This window comes from Cognatundibacterium aquatile, assembly GCF_014699135.1.
In the GTDB taxonomy this organism is placed as follows: Bacteria; Pseudomonadota; Gammaproteobacteria; order Burkholderiales; family Burkholderiaceae_D; genus Undibacterium; species Undibacterium aquatile.
Window position 1 is genome coordinate 154,530 of sequence record NZ_JACOFT010000007.1, and the last position, 17,139, is coordinate 171,668.

Annotated in this window: 15 protein-coding genes; 13 read left to right on the forward strand and 2 right to left on the reverse strand. The window is 49.9% G+C overall.

Annotated elements, in window-relative coordinates; all coding sequences use genetic code 11:
• Positions 1-9: 9 nt before the first annotated feature.
• The gene (locus H8K26_RS17000) at positions 10-945 is read left to right on the forward strand and encodes a hypothetical protein (RefSeq protein ID WP_190481143.1); all 936 of its coding nucleotides are present in this window, start codon (positions 10-12) and stop codon (positions 943-945) included.
• A gap of 304 nt (positions 946-1,249) precedes the next feature.
• Positions 1,250-2,455 carry an alpha/beta hydrolase family protein gene (locus H8K26_RS17005; protein ID WP_190481145.1) on the forward strand — a complete coding sequence of 402 codons (1,206 nt, stop codon included), beginning with the start codon at positions 1,250-1,252 and terminating at the stop codon, positions 2,453-2,455.
• A 127-nt stretch (positions 2,456-2,582) separates the two neighbouring features.
• Here H8K26_RS17005 and cysS read toward each other — a convergent pair whose 3' ends face one another.
• Both cysS and H8K26_RS17015 read right to left on the reverse strand, forming a co-directional pair.
• Positions 2,583-3,956: a cysteine--tRNA ligase gene (gene cysS, locus H8K26_RS17010; RefSeq protein WP_190481147.1), complete on the reverse strand. Its 1,374-nt coding sequence runs from the start codon at positions 3,954-3,956 to the stop codon at positions 2,583-2,585.
• A 320-nt stretch (positions 3,957-4,276) separates the two neighbouring features.
• On the reverse strand, positions 4,277-5,698 hold the full coding sequence (locus H8K26_RS17015; RefSeq protein WP_190481149.1) for an aminotransferase-like domain-containing protein: 1,422 nt from the start codon (positions 5,696-5,698) through the stop codon (positions 4,277-4,279).
• A gap of 178 nt (positions 5,699-5,876) precedes the next feature.
• On the opposite strand from H8K26_RS17015, the gene H8K26_RS17020 reads away from it, so the two are divergent.
• The 11 genes from H8K26_RS17020 to H8K26_RS17070 all read left to right on the forward strand — a co-directional run bounded on the left by H8K26_RS17020 (position 5,877) and on the right by H8K26_RS17070 (position 17,038).
• Positions 5,877-6,200 carry a DUF2917 domain-containing protein gene (locus H8K26_RS17020; protein ID WP_190481151.1) on the forward strand — a complete coding sequence of 108 codons (324 nt, stop codon included), beginning with the start codon at positions 5,877-5,879 and terminating at the stop codon, positions 6,198-6,200.
• Between the two features lie 231 nt (positions 6,201-6,431).
• Complete coding sequence (locus tag H8K26_RS17025; RefSeq protein ID WP_190481153.1) at positions 6,432-7,028, forward strand: LysE family translocator; 597 nt, start codon at positions 6,432-6,434, stop codon at positions 7,026-7,028.
• Positions 7,029-7,237: 209 nt separating this feature from the next.
• Positions 7,238-7,705: a RidA family protein gene (locus tag H8K26_RS17030; protein WP_190481155.1), complete on the forward strand. Its 468-nt coding sequence runs from the start codon at positions 7,238-7,240 to the stop codon at positions 7,703-7,705.
• Between the two features lie 172 nt (positions 7,706-7,877).
• Entirely contained in the window at positions 7,878-9,071 is a 1,194-nt protein-coding gene (locus tag H8K26_RS17035) for an aminotransferase-like domain-containing protein (RefSeq protein WP_190481157.1), read from the forward strand.
• A 268-nt stretch (positions 9,072-9,339) separates the two neighbouring features.
• Positions 9,340-9,606 carry a hypothetical protein gene (locus H8K26_RS17040; protein WP_190481159.1) on the forward strand — a complete coding sequence of 89 codons (267 nt, stop codon included), beginning with the start codon at positions 9,340-9,342 and terminating at the stop codon, positions 9,604-9,606.
• A 33-nt stretch (positions 9,607-9,639) separates the two neighbouring features.
• A complete protein-coding gene (locus tag H8K26_RS17045) occupies positions 9,640-11,670 on the forward strand; it encodes a methyl-accepting chemotaxis protein (protein WP_190481160.1) in 2,031 nt (676 codons plus the stop codon).
• A gap of 217 nt (positions 11,671-11,887) precedes the next feature.
• Positions 11,888-12,511 (forward strand): outer membrane lipoprotein, encoded by a 624-nt coding sequence (locus H8K26_RS17050; protein ID WP_186885917.1) that lies wholly within the window; start codon positions 11,888-11,890, stop codon positions 12,509-12,511.
• A gap of 168 nt (positions 12,512-12,679) precedes the next feature.
• Positions 12,680-13,501: a substrate-binding periplasmic protein gene (locus H8K26_RS17055; protein ID WP_190481162.1), complete on the forward strand. Its 822-nt coding sequence runs from the start codon at positions 12,680-12,682 to the stop codon at positions 13,499-13,501.
• Between the two features lie 177 nt (positions 13,502-13,678).
• Positions 13,679-15,502 carry a sensor histidine kinase gene (locus tag H8K26_RS17060; RefSeq protein ID WP_190481164.1) on the forward strand — a complete coding sequence of 608 codons (1,824 nt, stop codon included), beginning with the start codon at positions 13,679-13,681 and terminating at the stop codon, positions 15,500-15,502.
• 64 nt (positions 15,503-15,566) lie between these two features.
• Positions 15,567-16,289 carry a pseudouridine synthase gene (locus tag H8K26_RS17065; RefSeq protein ID WP_190481167.1) on the forward strand — a complete coding sequence of 241 codons (723 nt, stop codon included), beginning with the start codon at positions 15,567-15,569 and terminating at the stop codon, positions 16,287-16,289.
• Between the two features lie 128 nt (positions 16,290-16,417).
• Positions 16,418-17,038: a ParA family protein gene (locus H8K26_RS17070; protein WP_186898533.1), complete on the forward strand. Its 621-nt coding sequence runs from the start codon at positions 16,418-16,420 to the stop codon at positions 17,036-17,038.
• The last annotated feature ends 101 nt before the right edge of the window (positions 17,039-17,139 follow it).

The following is a 17,139-nucleotide window of genomic DNA, read 5'->3' on the forward strand; positions in this document are numbered from 1 at the left end:
GAAAAGAATATGAAAAAACAAGTGCTGATAATTGCACTTATTTTGATCGGTATTTTTACCTATTACTATCTGACTGCAGATGTGAGTTCAGCCACGAAGATCAGCACGCAAGATAACAAACATGAATTGATTGTTGCCGACGCAGACAGAAATAAAGATATCAAAATGAGCGCTGTGCAGATGCCAGAAGCATCAAATACCGTTCATGCTGATGCGATTCAGTTGGCGTTTCAGTTCAGGCAGACGCGTAATTTAAGAGCTTTTATCACAGTTGCAAAAGCAAAGGCGTCAGAAGGGGGCTTATTTCTTGTAAGAAGCGCATTGGTTGAATGTCTGAGGAGTCCCTTAAACAAGGAAATGCAAACATCACCTACATTAAAATATAGTCCTACTGAGAGCCATGCGCTTGCATCAGAAAAACAGAAGGCGCTACTGTTTTTGCAGGAGCGCTGTTCCGGATTTTCAAAAGGCGAGGTCATGGCAGAGTTAGAGGCGATGAAAAATGATCCAAATGCGGCGCAAGATCCATTATTGATGCTAGGCCAGAAAATTAACTCTGCAAAAAATGAAGAACAAAACAAAGTCATTGCCGCTGTCGTTTTTCAATCCGGAAATCCCTTACTGATTGAGCGTTGGGGAATGAGTAGCGCCCTTTCTATGTCGATGAATGGTGGTCGTGTGCCGAATGATAAAGACAATAATATTTATGGATTGGCATGGCGTTTAGTGGGATGTGATTTAGGTCTCAGATGTGATGAACAAGACGTAGAGCTTCAGTCGTCTTGTTACTACTTCGATATCTGCGAGAAAAATAAAATGGATGTGATTAAAAAAATGACGTCGGTGGATAGCGAAAATCACATTGAATTTAACGAAGTTCTGCAGATGAAGGAACGAATTTTGAGTGCGCTCAAAGAAAAGCGCACAGATGCTTTTTTTCGTTAAAGAGAGCCATGCAAAGCGCCGGACATTGATGTCACGACGTTTTTTAAAACTGAAGCATCAACGGATTTGCTCTATTAAATTTGTAGTGATTTTATTAATTGTTATAATCACTCTGGCAGTTCCATTTTGGATAGTCGTACGAATAACGGCGTTCGTATTTTTGTGTTGTCGCCAGCGCTATCACCTGCAAGTCGTCGGAAGCTGTGTCTGATCTGGTTCGTAAATTGGATGCATGTCTGTCTGTCTGTCTGTCTGTCTGTCTGTCTGTCTGTCTGTGTATGTATGCATCCTCATTGGAGTGAATATGATGTCGCAATTTTTACACCCGTTTTTACGTTGCACATTACTACCGATCACGATGGCGATGTCCGCTCTCGTCGCCGGTTGTGGTGGTGGTTCTTCAAGCCCGACCGTGACGCCGGTCATCACCCCAGAAGTGCCGAATCCAATTGGCGCGGGCCATTTTGAGGCAGCAACTTTTATTCAAACGGTCAATGTTGCTGATGTGGCAGCCGCGCTAAACAAAGACGTGGCAGCAGCAGTCCGACCGCTGTATTCCGTTGATACCTACAAAATTACCTACACCACGTCAGATGCAGCCGGGCGCAGCGTGATTGCTTCCGGTCTTGTGGCTATTCCCCGCAAAGCTGGCAGTCTGGCCAGTCCGGTATTAAGCTATCAGCACGCAACCATTAAAACGGACGCGGAAGCGCCAAGTAACCATGCTACGGCGGATGAGCCTGCGGTATTGTTCGCTTCGCTGGGTTATCTCGTCAGTGCTGCCGATTATGTCGGTTATGGCACCACCAAAGGATTGCCACATCCGTATTTGCTGGCAACGCCAACGGCTGTTTCTGTCGTCGATTTCATGACGGCGACTTCGCGCTGGCGTCAGATGAAATCCATTGCTGACAATGGTCAGGTGTTTTTAACGGGCTATTCAGAAGGAGCTTATGCATCCATGGCGACATTGCGTTTCATGACGCAAAACAGGGCAGCAAACGCCACTTTGCCGCTCAGTACCTATATCGGCGCTGGTCCCTACGACGTGGTACTGACGTTGAATACGATGCTCGATAGCGTTCGTAAAGAAAATCCGATTCTTGGCGCGCTGATCAGTCCGGGGTTTCTGAAGCTGCTTGGCGCTAATGACAGAGCGAATGTGCGTAAGCTGCTGCTGTCGTCAGTTCTGGGCAGTCAGAGTGACATCAGCTTTGATCCGACATTTCTTGATAATTTCCTCAACGATGACGATGCCAGCATTCGAATACAAAGTAATGTCAACGACTGGACGCCACAATCACCGATTCAGTTTTTTCACGGGCGGGACGATACGACGGTGCCTTATGCCAATACGGATTCCGCATTTCAGGCGATGACAAATCGGGGCGTAACATCTCTGTTGGAACGTACGGATTGCCCGGCGAAACCGTCGGAGCATATTGCTTGCGTCCCCTCGTTTTTGATCAATGGGACTACGAGACTGGGGGGAATAGCGCGTGGTTTATAACCGGCGTGTAGTAGCGATGCCTGCAAAGACCACCGCTGTTGAATCAGCGTCGGCACAATAAAAAAGCCGCAGATGAACTGCGGCTTTTTTTACATCAATGGATGCAAAACGCGTGTCCGGCAGATGCTTAAAGGCGCTTGATATTCATACTGCCCGCTTTGTCTTCGACTTCAAAACCGAGGGCATGTAATTCAGCGCGCAGACGGTCGGCTTCGGCCCAGTTTTTCGCTGCGCGGGCGGCCAGGCGTTGCTCGGCGAGGTTTTGTACTTCGGCAGGAATTTCCAATGCACGCGGTTCCCAGCTGGCGAGCCCGAGTCCAAAGACGCGATCAAATTCAGCCACCGTCGCTTTTTTATCGGCATCGCTGAGATCTGATTTCATCATTTCCCAGACCAGTGCCAGTGCGCGTGGCACGTTCAGATCTTCATTCACAAACGCGGTGAATTTTTCTTTGAATCCGGCATTCACGCTGCCGCCTGCGGGCCATGCATAAAACGTGTCACGCAGGCGTTGCAGGGCGGTTTGCGCAGACTGCAAGGCCTCGAAGCTGAATTGCATCTGGCTGCGGTAATGTGCAGTCAGACACAGATAGCGATACGCGAGCGGGTCAATATGCTGATCGAGCAGGGTTTGCAGACGCAGGAAATCGCCGCTCGATTTCGACATTTTGCCGGAATCGATTTGCAGGAAATAACCATGCATCCAGAAGTTCGCCAGACGCGTGCCGTGGCAAGCCTGATTCTGCGCGATCTCATTGCTGTGATGAATCGCGATGTGGTCTTCGCCACCGCAATGAATGTCGAACCACGGTGTCAGATATTTGGCCGACATCGCCGAGCATTCGATATGCCAGCCCGGAAAACCGCGTCCCCACGGGCTGTCCCATTCCATCTGACGCTGTTCACCTTCAGGGCTGAATTTCCACAGCGCGAAATCGGTCGCATGACGTTTTTCGCCAAGTTCCACGCGGCTGCCAGCTTTGATCGCATCGCGTTTGATGCGGGCCAGATAGCCGTAATCGTCCTGCTTGCTGGTGTCGAAATAAATGCCGTCGCTGGTACGATAGGTGTAGCCGTTTTTTTCTATGCAAGAGATAAAGTCGATCTGCTCGGCGATATGATCGGTCGCTTTGCACCAGATGGCTGGTTCCAGCACGTTCAGGCTTTTCAAGTCATTTTTGAAAGCGATGGTAAAACGGTCAGCGATCTGCCATGCCGATTCACCGGTCTTGCGGCTGCCTTTTTCCATTTTGTCTTCGCCATCGTCACCATCCGACACCAGATGGCCGACGTCGGTGATGTTGATCACATGGCGCACGTTGTAGCCGTTCCATTCCAGCGTGCGGCGCAGGATGTCTTCAAACAGATAGGTGCGCAGATTGCCGATGTGAGCGTAGTCATACACGGTCGGGCCGCAGCAATACAGCCCCACCCAGTCATTGCGCAAAGGGGTGAAAGGGCGCAGGCGGCGTTCCCAGTTATCGTAAAGAAGTATGTCCATCGTTGTGTGCAAATGAATAGAGAGAAGAATGAAACGGTGTCATGAAACCTGGTCGCTCAATGTTTGTATTGCAAACATCGGCGGGAAATCGGGCAGATTCAACAACAGCAACAATAGCAAGTCGCAGACGTGCTGAATACAGAACAAGCATCTGTCAATTTTTCAGCAAAGCGTTGCGTCACAGGCATAATTTGGGTGTGGAATAGTTAAAAAGCAGGGTGAGAATGTAGCATAGATATGCTCTTAAAGCCTAATCTGAGGGGCGGAATAACGCGGTGACTGTACGTTGAGGCAGCCACCGCCAGTAATGCCATACCGCCTTACTTTAATTCCTTTTTCAGAAAATCCCACACACCGGGGTCGCTCATGGCGGCGATGTTGAAGCGCATTTTGGTCGATGGCATCTGATGTGGCGAAAACAGGCTGCCCGGGGTCAGCAGATAGCCTTGCTCAAAGGCTTTCTCTGTCAGTTTATTGGTATCGACGCCGGTTTCTGTCCACAGAAACATGCCTGCCGGTGTGCGGTAATCGACTTTGATGCCGATGTTGTCGAGTCGTTTGGTGATGTCGTCGCGCACGCCGTCGAGTTTGACGCGGATGCGGTCAACGTGTTTGCGGTAATGGCCTTCTGACAGAATTTTATACACCACGCGTTCACCGATTTCTGTGGTTGTCAGGGTCGATAACATCTTGCGATCGGACAGCCGCAGCGCAAGTTCCGGAGAGGTGGCGATAAAGCCGACGCGTAAATTTGCGGCCAGCGTTTTGGAAAAGCCGCTCAGATAAATCACACGATTAAGCTGATCGAGCGCGGCAATTCTGGTCGCAGACTGCACCGCCGCACCGGGATGCATGTCGCAGTAAATATCATCTTCGACGATCATGAAATCATGTTGTTCAGCCGTCTTCAATACCTGAAATGCTTTTGCCGCCGACAGTGAGGTCGAGGTCGGGTTATGCATTACCGAATTGATGATGTAGAGCTTGGGCTTGTGGATGGCGGCCAGTTCCGCGAGTTTCGCCACGTCCGGCCCGTCTTGCAAGCGTGGTATGCCAATCACTTTGGCGCCGAGTATCGCGAACGAACCGAACATCAGAAACCAGGCCGGATCATCGACAAAGATGGTGTCGCCGGGACGGGTGAATTCGCGTGCCACCAGATCCAGCGCCTGCGTCACGCCAGTCGTCATGACGATCTGCTCCGGTGCGGCGGCAATTTCCAGCTCGGCGAGTTTCAGTTGCAACTGCTGCCGCAGTGGCAGGAAGCCTTGTGGAATTCCGTAATGCAGCAGCAAATTCTGATTCAGCCGGCTGATCGCGCGCAAACCATTCGCGACCAGCTCACCATCGAGCCAGTCGTGCGGCAGAACGCCGGAACCGGGCATTTTTTGCGGCGGCAATTGGCGGAACATATTGCGTACCAGCCACACCACATCGAGTTGTTCTGATGCCGCTGCCGTTTGCGGATTGGCCGGGGTATTCGTCAGCATTGAGGCGCGTTCGCGCACAAAAAATCCGGCACCGCGACGTGATTCCAGATAGCCCTTTGCGACCAGACGATCATAGGCTTCGACCACCGTAAAACGCGAGACATTCTGCTCATCGGCGAACTGGCGTATCGACGGCATGCGCGCGCCGGTCCGCAATAGTTTGTCATCGATGCGGTTGGCGACGGCGGTGACGATTTGTTCGACCAGCGAACTGTCCGCATCACGGGAAATATAAAACATCGGCGTTGGCATGAAGTGTCTCCTGCGGGCAATCAAAAGCTGTGTATTGGATAAATGACCGGAACAGTACGTTAATTATCTTTTTTAGTGTACTGGTACTGTATTGGTTTTTGCGTTTAGGATAACACAAACACTGATTAAAAAGCGGGCAGAAATCTTTCCCGTCGTTATTGGCTCACAAGGAGACATCATGCCATCTACCGATTTTCCAGCAATACAACAATTAGCGCCGGGAACGCTGATTTCTGTTGTCCCGGAACACATGCTGACTCTGCATATCCATTGTGGTCTGGTGTGGGTGACGGTGGAAGGCGACGAGACTGATTACTGGTTGCGTGCCGGTGATCTGTTGCAACTACCACCATTGCGTCACGCGGTGATCGAGGCCGATGGCAAAGAAGTGTCTGAGCTGAGCATGCTGACGGCCGATCTGCATCACGCCGCCACGTTGCCGGTGACTGCGCAGACAGCGCTGAATCAGCTGACAAAAGCAGTGGCGACGGTTGCCGGGTAATGTGTTCCTTTTCTGTTCTGTGATCTCGCAGAATCAGAAAAAGAGGGAGTATCTGCCAAAAGCAGCCTAATCCCTGCAGAAAATAAGGGGCTCTACAGATACTCCCCCCCAGTATATTTAAGCAAATTTAAGTAATAAAACGCTGCCTTGCGTTGTATTCGTTGTCATACAGATATATGCATTCTGGCAAATGTCGACGATGCAGGACAGATTAATTTTTAGGATGGCTGTATGCCTTTAACTGAATTTATTGCCTTCTCGATTTTTGCCTGGATAGGCTCATTCACGCCCGGCCCGAATGTCGCGATTGCAGCGACCACGGGTGTCAATCACGGCTTACGTGCCGCGTTGCCGCAAGTGATGGGCGTGCCTCTCGGTTTTGTGCTGATGATGTGGGCAGTCGGCATGGGTGGTGCAGCCGTGTTGCAGGGCGTGCCTGTGCTGGTGGTATTGATGAAAGTGGCGGGGAATGGTTATTTGTTGTGGCTGGCCTGGCGTTTGTGTTTTTCTGCGAGCCTGTCTGACAGCAAAAGCATGCAACCGCTGAGTGTGCAGGAAGCAGCCTTGTTTCAGATCGTGAATCCGAAAGCCTGGATGATGCTGGTGGCCGCCACTTCGACGTATGCGATTGGTCAGCACGATTTTTTGTCGAGAATGAGCTGGATGAGCATCGGTTTCGCCTTGCCCAGTGCTCTGAGTTTGCTGACGTGGGCATGGATGGGTGATCGTTTGCGTCACTGGCTGTCACAAGGCCAGCGCCTGCGCAGCTTTAATCTGCTGATGGGAATTTCGCTTGCGTTGACCGCAGTCTGGATGTTCAGCCTGTAAGCGCGACACAGGCTGCTATCAACGGCTGGCATTGAGATTGCCTGTCAGCCGCAAGCATCTTCCCCTCTGCGTTTGAAGCGGCGTTACAATAGCAGGCTTGGTTACCGTAGCAGTGAGCGTGGCAGTGAGCAGATCGCTATCGAAAAACCGTTTATATTATTTTATGTAAGCCAGTTACTGACGACTGACTTACTTTTTCAGGAATTACTATGTCGAAATCGTCCATTTACGAAAAACTCAAAGAACTGAATATAGAATTGCCCGCTGTTGCAACCCCTGCCGCCGCGTATGTGATGTATGTGCAGACTGGGAAAACGATTTTTATTTCCGGCCATATCGCCAAAAAAGACGGCAAAGTCTGGGCTGGTCAGCTCGGTAAAAATATCACCACAGAAGAAGGCAAACAGGCTGCGCGTGCCGTGGCGATTGATCTGATTGCGACACTTAATGCTGCTTGCGGCGGTGACCTGACCCGCGTGACACGCATCGTCAAACTGATGAGCCTGGTGAATTCCACACCTGACTTTACCGAACAGCATCTGGTCACGAATGGTGCTTCCGAATTGCTGGTGGAAGTATTCGGTGATCAGGGTAAACATGCGCGCTCCGCATTCGGTGTGGCGCAGATTCCTATGGGTGCCTGCGTTGAAATTGAACTGATCGTTGAAGTGGCTTAACTGCCTGCTTATCAGCGCTACATCGTTTAATTATCGCTCTGTTTTGCACCCGCAGTCCGTATCCGGTTTATGTCTGTCAAGGTGTTTCCGCTGCAGCCATTTGCGATGCAGCGGCATCTGACAGATGAGAATATTTTTAGCCTGAAAAGGTATGACTTCTAGTGAGACCAGCATGAAACTTAAAAATCCTACCCCTATCAATTGGAAGTTTTCCGAACGCGCTGAGCAACTGCAAAGCTCTGTGATACGGGAGATTTTGAAAGTGACGTCGCGCCCTGAAGTCATTTCTTTTGCCGGTGGCCTGCCTTCACCTGAAACATTTCCGGTGGAACGCATGCAGGCTGCATTTGATAAAGTACTGGCGACACAAGGTAAGTCTGCTCTGCAATACGGCACCAGCGATGGTTATGCGCCATTGCGCGAGTTTCTGGCAAATTCTTTGTCGACCGCCGATTGTAAGATCACACCCGATCAGATACTGATGGTGTCCGGCTCGCAACAAGGACTGGATTTGCTGGGCAAAGTGCTGATTGATGAAGGCAGCAAGATACTGGTTGAAACACCGAGCTATCTCGGCGCGTTGCAGGCATTTTCTGTGTATCAGCCAGAGTTCGTTTCTGTCGATACCGATGAGCATGGATTGATCCCTTCTTCCGTCTCCGCCAAAGGTGAGGGTGCACGCCTGATGTATGCCTTGCCGAACTTCCAGAACCCGACCGGGCGTACGATGTCGCTGGAACGTCGTATCGAACTCGTCGAGATCTGCGCGCGCATGGGTATTCCGCTGATTGAAGATAATCCGTATGGCGATTTATGCTATTCCGGCGAGCCTTTGCCTAAGATGCTGAACATGAATCCGGATGGCGTGATTTACATGGGCTCATTCTCCAAAGTGTTGACGCCGGGTATTCGCCTTGGTTACGTGGTTGGCCCGACAAAGCTGATTCGTAAGCTGGAACAGGCCAAACAGGCGGCTGATCTGCACACGTCACAACTGACGCAAATGGCGGTGTATGAAGTGATCAAAGATGGCTTTCTTGGTGAGCACATTCCTACCATCCGCACGTTTTATGCCCGCCAGTGTCAGGTGATGCTGGATGCATTGACGAAGTTTTTCCCGGCTGGTGTTGAGTGGACGAAGCCAGAGGGCGGCATGTTTATCTGGATCACTTTGCCGGCACACATCGATAGTAACGAGTTGCTGGATGATGCGATCAAGCAGAACGTGGCCTTTGTTCCGGGCGGTCCTTTCTACGCGAATAATCCGGCAAAAAATACCATGCGCTTATCGTTCGTCACCGTCTCGCCGGAACGTATCAATGAGGGTGTGGAAAAATTAGGTAAGCTGATTCAGGCCAGATTATAAAAATCGATACTGTTGTTCGCAAAAAAGGCACCGTTGTGGTGCCTTTTTTATTTATGGAATCACGGATGCTCGCCGTAAGGTAGTGCCCGGAAAAAGAGGAAGCACACCCACCATTTTTCGCAAGTGTTTGCCGCAGTCAGTTTAAGTAAAATCAATAATTGTTTAATGATTGTTGAATGTCGTTAAAAAATACGATTGTGATAATTTCATACTGCTTATAAGAAGTACCATAGAAGGCTTACGCAATTATTCCAGACTATCTTCGCACATGAAAAAATTGATTCAACGTCTTTTAAACTCAGGCTTATGGCATCCCGGTTCCGTGTTGATGGGGCAGTTAAAATTTCCAGGAAAGATGTTGCTGATCAGCGCAGCGTTTATGTTACCGGTGCTTTGTTTGTCGGTTTCTTATTTGAATGCCGTTAATCAGGATCTGACATTTGCAAAGAAAGAGCGTGCCGGTGTTCGTTATTCAAAGTCATTGTATGCCGCGATGGAGGCGGCGATTAACTGGCGCTATCACACACGTTTGTAGATACTGGGCGATCCTGGTGCGCGGGTTGATGAGATGCGTGCCAGTTTCGAAAATGTATTCAAAAAAGTCGAAGAGATAGATCGCAAGGCCGGAGCTGAAATCGGTAGTACGACAGTACTGAATTCGTCGAAAGCGGCGCTGCAAGCTGCGCAGGGAACAAATAGCAATCCTGATGAAGCCTATCAGAACGTTACCGCATTGTTTCAGAGCCTGGTTGTTTTGCAGAATAAAGTGAATAACGGATCCAGCCTGGCTCTGGATCCGGAATTGGCTTCGTATCATCTGATGAGCGCTTTGCTGCTGCGCACCCCCGGAATACTGTTGAATGTTTCCGATTTGGGCCGTCTGGGTCGTGCTGCGTATAAATCAGCAGAAGTAACTCCAGAGCTGGCGGTAAAAATTGCCGCGAATACAGCGCTGATCGAACATGAACGAAAATTGGTCGCTGAAGATCTGGCGACGGTGAAGCTTGCTGCGCCACGTCATTTTTCTATGCTGTCTGACTCTGCAGAAGAGATTACCGACAAATTAATCAGCACGGCGAAAAAGAATTTTGCACCGGGCGCGGCGCTTGTTGTTGCAGAGCAGGCAGATTACGTCCGTACCGTGAACGGCAGTCTGCAGAGCCAGTTTGTGCAGGTAGGAAAAAATTTATCCGTACTCGATGCCATGCTGGCTGAGCGCGAGGCAGCAATTAAGCGCCATTTGCTGACAACGCTGCTTGTCTCCATTTTCAGTCTTTGTATCGCGGCTTATCTGTTCATCGGCTTTTATAATTCAATGAAAGCCGGGATCGCGAAAGTCAAAAATCAACTGATTAATATCTCTATGGGGGACTTGCGTACTGAAATCAGCAGCGCGGGCAGGGATGAAATTGCTTCCATACTCAAAGAGCTGAGTAATATGCAGAAATCTCTGCGCGATACTGTGCAGCAGGTGCAGATTGCCAGCGATAGTGTGGTCGCCTCCAGTATAGAAATTGCACAGGGCACGCTGGATTTATCCGCGCGGACTGAATCTGCGGCTTCCGCGCTGGAAGAGTCTTCTGCAGCATTGGAAGAAACCACCTCGACCGTGCAGATGACGGCAGATTCTGTGCGTCAGGCATCACTGATTGCAATAGAAAACGCTGCAACGGCGACACGTGGCGGTGACGTGATGCACAGTGTGGTCAAAACCATGGAAGGAATACAGGATTCTTCCAGAAAAATCAGCGACATCATCAGCGTGATTGATGGCATCGCATTTCAGACCAATATTCTGGCCTTGAATGCGGCAGTGGAAGCAGCGCGTGCAGGCGAGCAAGGAAGGGGCTTTGCTGTTGTGGCATCAGAAGTCCGGGCGCTGGCAGGGCGTAGTGCGGAAGCCGCAAAAGAAATTAAGACCTTAATTTCAGGCACCACAACTGAAATTTCGGCAGGAACGATCGTCGTTCAGACTGCAGGCGAGACCATGAATGAAATCGTCGCGAATGCAGACAGAATCAAAGTGTTACTCGATGATGTGGCGAATGGTGCGCGTGAGCAAAGTATGGGCGTGGCGCAGATAGGTGAAGCGGTCAGCGAGCTTGACCGTAATACGCAGGCCAACGCGAATCTGGTGGAGCAGGCCGCAACCGCGGCGAATTCTCAGCGCAGTGTCGCTGTCAGGTTGGCAGCGCAGGTTGATGAGTTCCGCTTGCCGGGGAATAAGCAGCCGGTTGTCGTTGAAGGCATTGACATTGACGGTATCATTGATGCCCACCGTCTGTGGAAGGTGAAATTGCGTGATGCAATTGAAAAATCTGCCCATGTGGATGTGAAAACCCTGTGCCGCGACGATTGTTGCGCTTTGGGAAAATGGATTTATTCTGATGGTCAGCGCCTGCGCGAAAGACAGTCGTTCACGACACTGGTTGAAAATCATGCCCGCTTTCACCGAGTGGCAGGTCAGGTTGGCGAACTGATTAATAGCGGGAAATTTGAGCAGGCAGAAGATGCCTTGAGCCATGGAACAGCATTTTCGGCAGCTACCACCGAGGTTGTGTTGGTGCTATCGGCAATTAAACGGCTGGGATTTAACTGAGTTCGTGTAACGGCGGTAAGGCTTATGCCAGACTGGTGTCTGGTCAGACCCGCCTGCGGCGGGTTTGTTTATTTGCGTTTACATTGAAAAATGTGAGTAAATGTAAGAAGTGTCAGCAAAATCTGAAGTATGCCGTTACATTGCATAATCACTATTCAGTGATTGTCTTCGCATCAAATGCAATAACACAGATGCTTTTACTTAACAGGAGCGGATCATGAAAAAAAGTTTAATTGCGACTGCTGTATTGCTGGCTGCCGTCAGCGGTGCTTATGCGCAGAATTCTTCCAGCGGAAAACAACAGTATGCGGAGGCGTCCCGTCAGGCGGCAGCACGTTATGCGGACGATAAGAAGTTGTGTGCGGAAGAAACCAGTTCAAGTGCACGCATGCAGTGTTTGCGCGATGCGAAAGCGGTTTATAACGGAGCGCTGGACAGCGCAAAAAAAGCCAGCTCGTACAACAACACTTACAGTAACGGGCAGAACAATAATAGAAATCAGCAAGTATGTGCTGACTGCGGTCGCGTCACTGCGGTGAACGTGAGTGAAAGAGAAGGCGAAGGCGGTGCCCTGGGCGTGATTGCGGGCGGTGTTGCCGGTGCTTTGCTGGGCAATCAGGTCGGCGGTGGAACCGGTCGTGATTTGGCAACAATTGCTGGTGCTGCAGGTGGTGCGATGGCCGGCCACAAAATTGAACAAAAGGTAAAAAGCAGCAAAATCTGGACTGTCACTGTGCAATATGACAACGGTAGCAAGCAGAATTATCAATTTGAGAATGATCCTGGCTACCAATATGGCGATCAGGTTCGCGCTTCCGGTAACAGTATTGTCCGTCGTTAATTTTTAATTAATCTGTGTGCGTGTAGCCTGATTCTGGCGTAAGCGAGAATGACAGCTTTTCGCCACAGAGTTTGAATGTTGCAATGCTGAAACTGATTTCTTGCTTAGCGTCTGTACTGACGATAGACTGCAAATTCGATTAATCAACGACGTGGAGATTCTTGCTCTATGAGATGCCTTTTCAGAACGGCAACCTTGTTGCGCATGGCGGGCATACTCATCACTTTAGGCACAGCATTCGGCGCTGCGGCGGCTGCGACTGACGAAGTGTGCAAGAAACTGATTGCCACAGGTAATCCTGAATATCCCCCCTTTTTATGGCGCGATCCCGATGATGAAAGCCATTTGATAGGCGCGAATGCCGATCTCATGCAATCCTTGTCGAAAGAGATTGGTATCCCGGTGGAAGTGAAATATATCGGCCCCTGGGGACGGGTGCAGGAGGAAGCAAAACTCGGTCGCGTTGATTTGCTGGCGGGGGCATTTTTAACGTTGCCGCGGTTTGATTACATGGATTATTTTTATCCTGCATTTCGTGAAACACGCACTGTCATCTGGGTCAGGAAAGACAGTGTGCTGACATATAAAAAATGGAAAGATCTGGTTGGTAAGCGTGGTATCACCGTCATTAACAATAGTTTTGGTGAGGACTTTGACCGCTATGCCAGTGAGTCGCTGAAGGTTGCCACTGTCCCAAGTCTGGAACAGGCGCTCACCTTATTGACATTGTCGCGTGCGGATTATCTGATTTACGAAGAAGACCCGGGGCTCGCGTATATCGCGAAAATGAACATCCAGAATCTCAAGCCCTTATTACCACCAGTCACCAACGAAAACTTATACCTGACCATTTCTCATAAATCACCTTGCAACACGCCGGAAATGCGTGGGCGGATCGCAAAAGCCTTGTACAAGCTGGAGAAACAAAATCTGATGAACAAGCTGGTTTCATCGAATATTCAATTGTGGCGTAAGCAACAAGCTAAATAGAGACCGTTCAGATTGAGATCCATTTTGCGTCATCTGTCACTCAGACAAATATCCATCATCGGTGTGGCTGCGGGCATTTTGGTGCCCGCAGTTTTATTTGGGTATTTCACGGTCAAGACACGTTACGAGCGGGAGTTACAGTTACGTGTTTATAGTCCGATGTCCCAGTATGCGGACATGTTATCCAAGGCCATGGAAGTTCCGTTATGGAACGTTGACAGGGAAGTTGCCGGGCAGTTCGTACAGGCAGTGATGCGTAACCGTGAGGTCAACAGCGTTACGATCACCGATGAATCTGGCACTGTCTTCGTACATCTGGAAAAAGAGCGCAAACCCCAAAACAATGTCGTCAGTCTGGCGCGCGATATCAGGCTGGATCAGAAGGTGATCGGGAAAGTATCGCTGGAACTGACCTCTGCTTACGTTGATCGCGATTTCTTTGATGACATTCTGAAATTGCTGCTTGCGTTGCTGGCGCAGGTGATATTTTCTTTCGTCCTGATCTGGTTTGTTTTTGATCGCAGGATAGTCCGTCCTATACAAAAACTGCAAAGAGCGACGTTATTTTTGTCTGCAGGTGAGCTCAATAAGTCACTGGAATGGAAACGTCAGGATGAGATCGGTAATCTTGCACATGGGCTTGATCAGATGCGTTTGAATCTGGGCAGCCTGATTGCAGAGCGGGATTTGCAAAATCAGGTTCTGCAACAAGAATTGCTGGAGCGCTCCAGAGTTGAGCAGGTGTTGCGCGATACCGAAAATAAATTCATCGCTATTTTCCAGTCATCTCCCGTCGCAATGACTGTTTTGCGGAAAGCTGAACGTTACGCGATTATGGATGTTAATGATGCGTGGTTGCGTCAGTTTAAGTGGGAGCGTGAGACAACGCTGGGTAATCCCGCTATGCAAGCACAGTTGTGGAGAAATCCGGAAGACTTTGATCGCATCGTTCATCTTCTGGAACGTGAGGGAGAGATACATTCTTACGAAGCGTGGTGCCGCTGTGGCGTCGGCGAACAAAATCTGCTGTGTCAGGTATCCGGCCGTATCATCCGCGTCGGCAATGAGCCTTTGTTAGTACTGGTGCAGGAAGATATTACGGAAAAGCGTCAGAATGAGCTGGATATCCGGAATATGAATCAGACGCTGGAAAAACGTGTATTCGAACGTACTCATGAGCTCGAAGAGGCGAATTCTGAACTCACCGTTGTTCTTGAAAATTTGCAGCGCGCGCAACAGGAATTGCTCAGAACAGAAAAAATGGCCGCTCTGGGTTCTTTGGTCGCCGGAGTTGCACATGAACTGAATACGCCTATCGGTACTTGTGTCACGGTTGCCAGTACCTTGCAGCAACAAACCGATGATTTTCTGAAGCAGTATGAGCACGGCATACGTAAATCAGTGTTGGATGACTACTTAAAAAATGCCAGACTCGGCAGCGATTTGCTGTTGCGTAATCTGAGCAAGGCATCCGAACTGGTCACGAGTTTCAAACAGGTGGCGGTTGACCGCACCAGTGCCAACCGGCGAATTTTTGCGCTGGACGGCATGATGGATGAGTTGATTACGACGCTGGGGCCGATGATACGGAAAACAAAATATACGGTTGTTGCAGAACTCCCGCCAAAATTCATGATGGATAGCTATCCCGGCGCTTTAGGTCAGGTCATGACGAATCTCATCAATAATGCGTTCATCCATGCTTTTGACCCAGACAAACGTGGCCGCGTGACGATCTCTGCAAAACTGATTGACTCGGAACACGTCGAAATGCTGGTCGCCGATGATGGCAAAGGGATTCCTCCGGCTAACCTTGGGCGTATATTCGATCCGTTTTTTACGACCCGTCTGGGGCAGGGCGGCAGTGGTTTAGGCCTGAATATCGTGTACAACCTCATCAAAGATGTATTAGGCGGCAATATCACGGTCGAAAGCCAGCTTGGCAAGGGAACCTGCTTCAAAATTACCTTACCACGCGTCGCCAGAGTGGTGAATGGGTAGCGAACATGCAAGGGTTTAGTCTTGCCTCTAGCTTTGATCCGCTTTGTTCTGCTACAGTCGCGCCATGAGTAAATTATCTTTAGACCGCATCCTGCAATCGCAGGGCTTTGGGACACGCAAATACTGCCGTGAATTGATTGAAGACGGTGAGATCAGTATCAACGGTGAAGTTGTTGACCACTATAAACAAACGCTGGAGACCGACGGCCTGGTTTTCCGGATTTTTGACGAAGACTGGCAATATCGCGAACACGTTTATATTGCGCTCAATAAACCCGCTAATTTTGAATGTTCACGTAAGCCTAGCCATCACCCCGGTGTGCTGACGCTGCTGCCGGAGCAATTCAGCTGGCGCGATGTGCAGCCTGTCGGCCGTCTGGATCACGATACGACCGGGATGTTATTGATGTCCGATGACGGGCCGTTTATTCACGCACAGTCTTCGCCGAAACGTCATATTCCGAAAGTGTATCTGGCAACAACGGCTGAGCCAGTCACCGATGATCTGGTGAACACTTTATTAAATGGCGTTCAGCTGCATGACGAGCCTGCCCCGCTGGCAGCACAGATATGCCGTCAGTTGGACACACATAAAATAGAAATTGTGCTCGAACAAGGTAAATACCATCAGGTGAAGCGTATGTTAGCTGCGGCTGGTAATCACTGCGCGGCTTTGCAGCGTACTGCGATTGGTCAGTTGACGCTGAACTCTCTGGGGCTGGCGGAAGGCGAGTGGTGTTACCTGAGTCCGGAACAAATGGCATTATTAATTCCTTCAAACGGCTGATTCTGCGGTATCTGTTACTGGTTCGGGTAGTCTGCCTGGCTGGACAGATGCAATAAACGCAAGTAAGAGACTTTCATCATCGTTTGAACTGAAATGGTCTGTCGTCTTGCTATGAACGGGGAGTCCGTATGCGCGTTATTGCGATTGCCAATCCTAAAGGTGGTGTAGGGAAGAGCACGTTTGCCACAAACCTGGCGGGTTATTTTGCAGCACAAGGGAATCGGGTCATGCTGGGGGATACTGATGTCCAGCAGTCGTCCCGCGTCTGGTTGGGTTTGCGTCCTGCGAATTTGCCCGCAATTACAGCGTGGGAGGTGGCCGACAATGCTGTTGCCAGACCGCCCAAAGGCACCAGTCATGTTGTGCTTGATACTCCCGCCGGTTTAAAAGGCAGTAAGCTCGATGTCATTCTGAAACTTGCCGATACCATCATTGTGCCTGTGCAGCCGTCTATTTTCGATATTCTGGCGACCGAAGAATTTTTGAAAAAACTGGCCAGACGTGAGCATGCTTGCCGGGTCGGTATTCTCGGTATGCGGGTGAATGCCCGCAGCCGCTCTGCGGATCAGCTACGTCATTACGCGGGGCAGTTGGGTCTGCCGGTTTTGGGCTATCTGCGCGATACGCAAAATTACATACAATTAGCGGCTCATGGCGCGACCTTATGGGATGTTGCCCCCTCCAAAGTAGAAAAAGATCTGGAGCAATGGCGTGATATTTTGCACTGGATTAACCATTCAAATGTGTGAAATTTGTGATTGATCAGCCCGCAAGAAGAAATAGTTTCTGCTTTTCGCAGATATCAATATAATGCCGGGTCGCCCGGCTTTCGGGCAAATTTATCATTTGA

Bases quoted from the DNA above. Each gene is read 5' to 3' on its own strand.
- H8K26_RS17070 (WP_186898533.1), top strand. From the start codon at position 16,418: ATGCGCGTTATTGCGATTGCCAATCCTAAAGGTGGTGTAGGGAAGAGC.
- H8K26_RS17030 (WP_190481155.1), top strand. From the start codon at position 7,238: ATGTCGAAATCGTCCATTTACGAAAAACTCAAAGAACTGAATATAGAA.
- H8K26_RS17015 (WP_190481149.1), bottom strand. From the start codon at position 5,698: ATGCCAACGCCGATGTTTTATATTTCCCGTGATGCGGACAGTTCGCTG.
- H8K26_RS17035 (WP_190481157.1), top strand. From the start codon at position 7,878: ATGAAACTTAAAAATCCTACCCCTATCAATTGGAAGTTTTCCGAACGC.
- H8K26_RS17045 (WP_190481160.1), top strand. From the start codon at position 9,640: ATGCGTGCCAGTTTCGAAAATGTATTCAAAAAAGTCGAAGAGATAGAT.
- H8K26_RS17050 (WP_186885917.1), top strand. From the start codon at position 11,888: ATGAAAAAAAGTTTAATTGCGACTGCTGTATTGCTGGCTGCCGTCAGC.
- H8K26_RS17005 (WP_190481145.1), top strand. From the start codon at position 1,250: ATGATGTCGCAATTTTTACACCCGTTTTTACGTTGCACATTACTACCG.
- H8K26_RS17025 (WP_190481153.1), top strand. From the start codon at position 6,432: ATGCCTTTAACTGAATTTATTGCCTTCTCGATTTTTGCCTGGATAGGC.
- cysS (WP_190481147.1), bottom strand. From the start codon at position 3,956: ATGGACATACTTCTTTACGATAACTGGGAACGCCGCCTGCGCCCTTTC.
- H8K26_RS17065 (WP_190481167.1), top strand. From the start codon at position 15,567: ATGAGTAAATTATCTTTAGACCGCATCCTGCAATCGCAGGGCTTTGGG.
- H8K26_RS17040 (WP_190481159.1), top strand. From the start codon at position 9,340: ATGAAAAAATTGATTCAACGTCTTTTAAACTCAGGCTTATGGCATCCC.
- H8K26_RS17055 (WP_190481162.1), top strand. From the start codon at position 12,680: ATGAGATGCCTTTTCAGAACGGCAACCTTGTTGCGCATGGCGGGCATA.
- H8K26_RS17020 (WP_190481151.1), top strand. From the start codon at position 5,877: ATGCCATCTACCGATTTTCCAGCAATACAACAATTAGCGCCGGGAACG.
- H8K26_RS17060 (WP_190481164.1), top strand. From the start codon at position 13,679: ATGTTATCCAAGGCCATGGAAGTTCCGTTATGGAACGTTGACAGGGAA.
- H8K26_RS17000 (WP_190481143.1), top strand. From the start codon at position 10: ATGAAAAAACAAGTGCTGATAATTGCACTTATTTTGATCGGTATTTTT.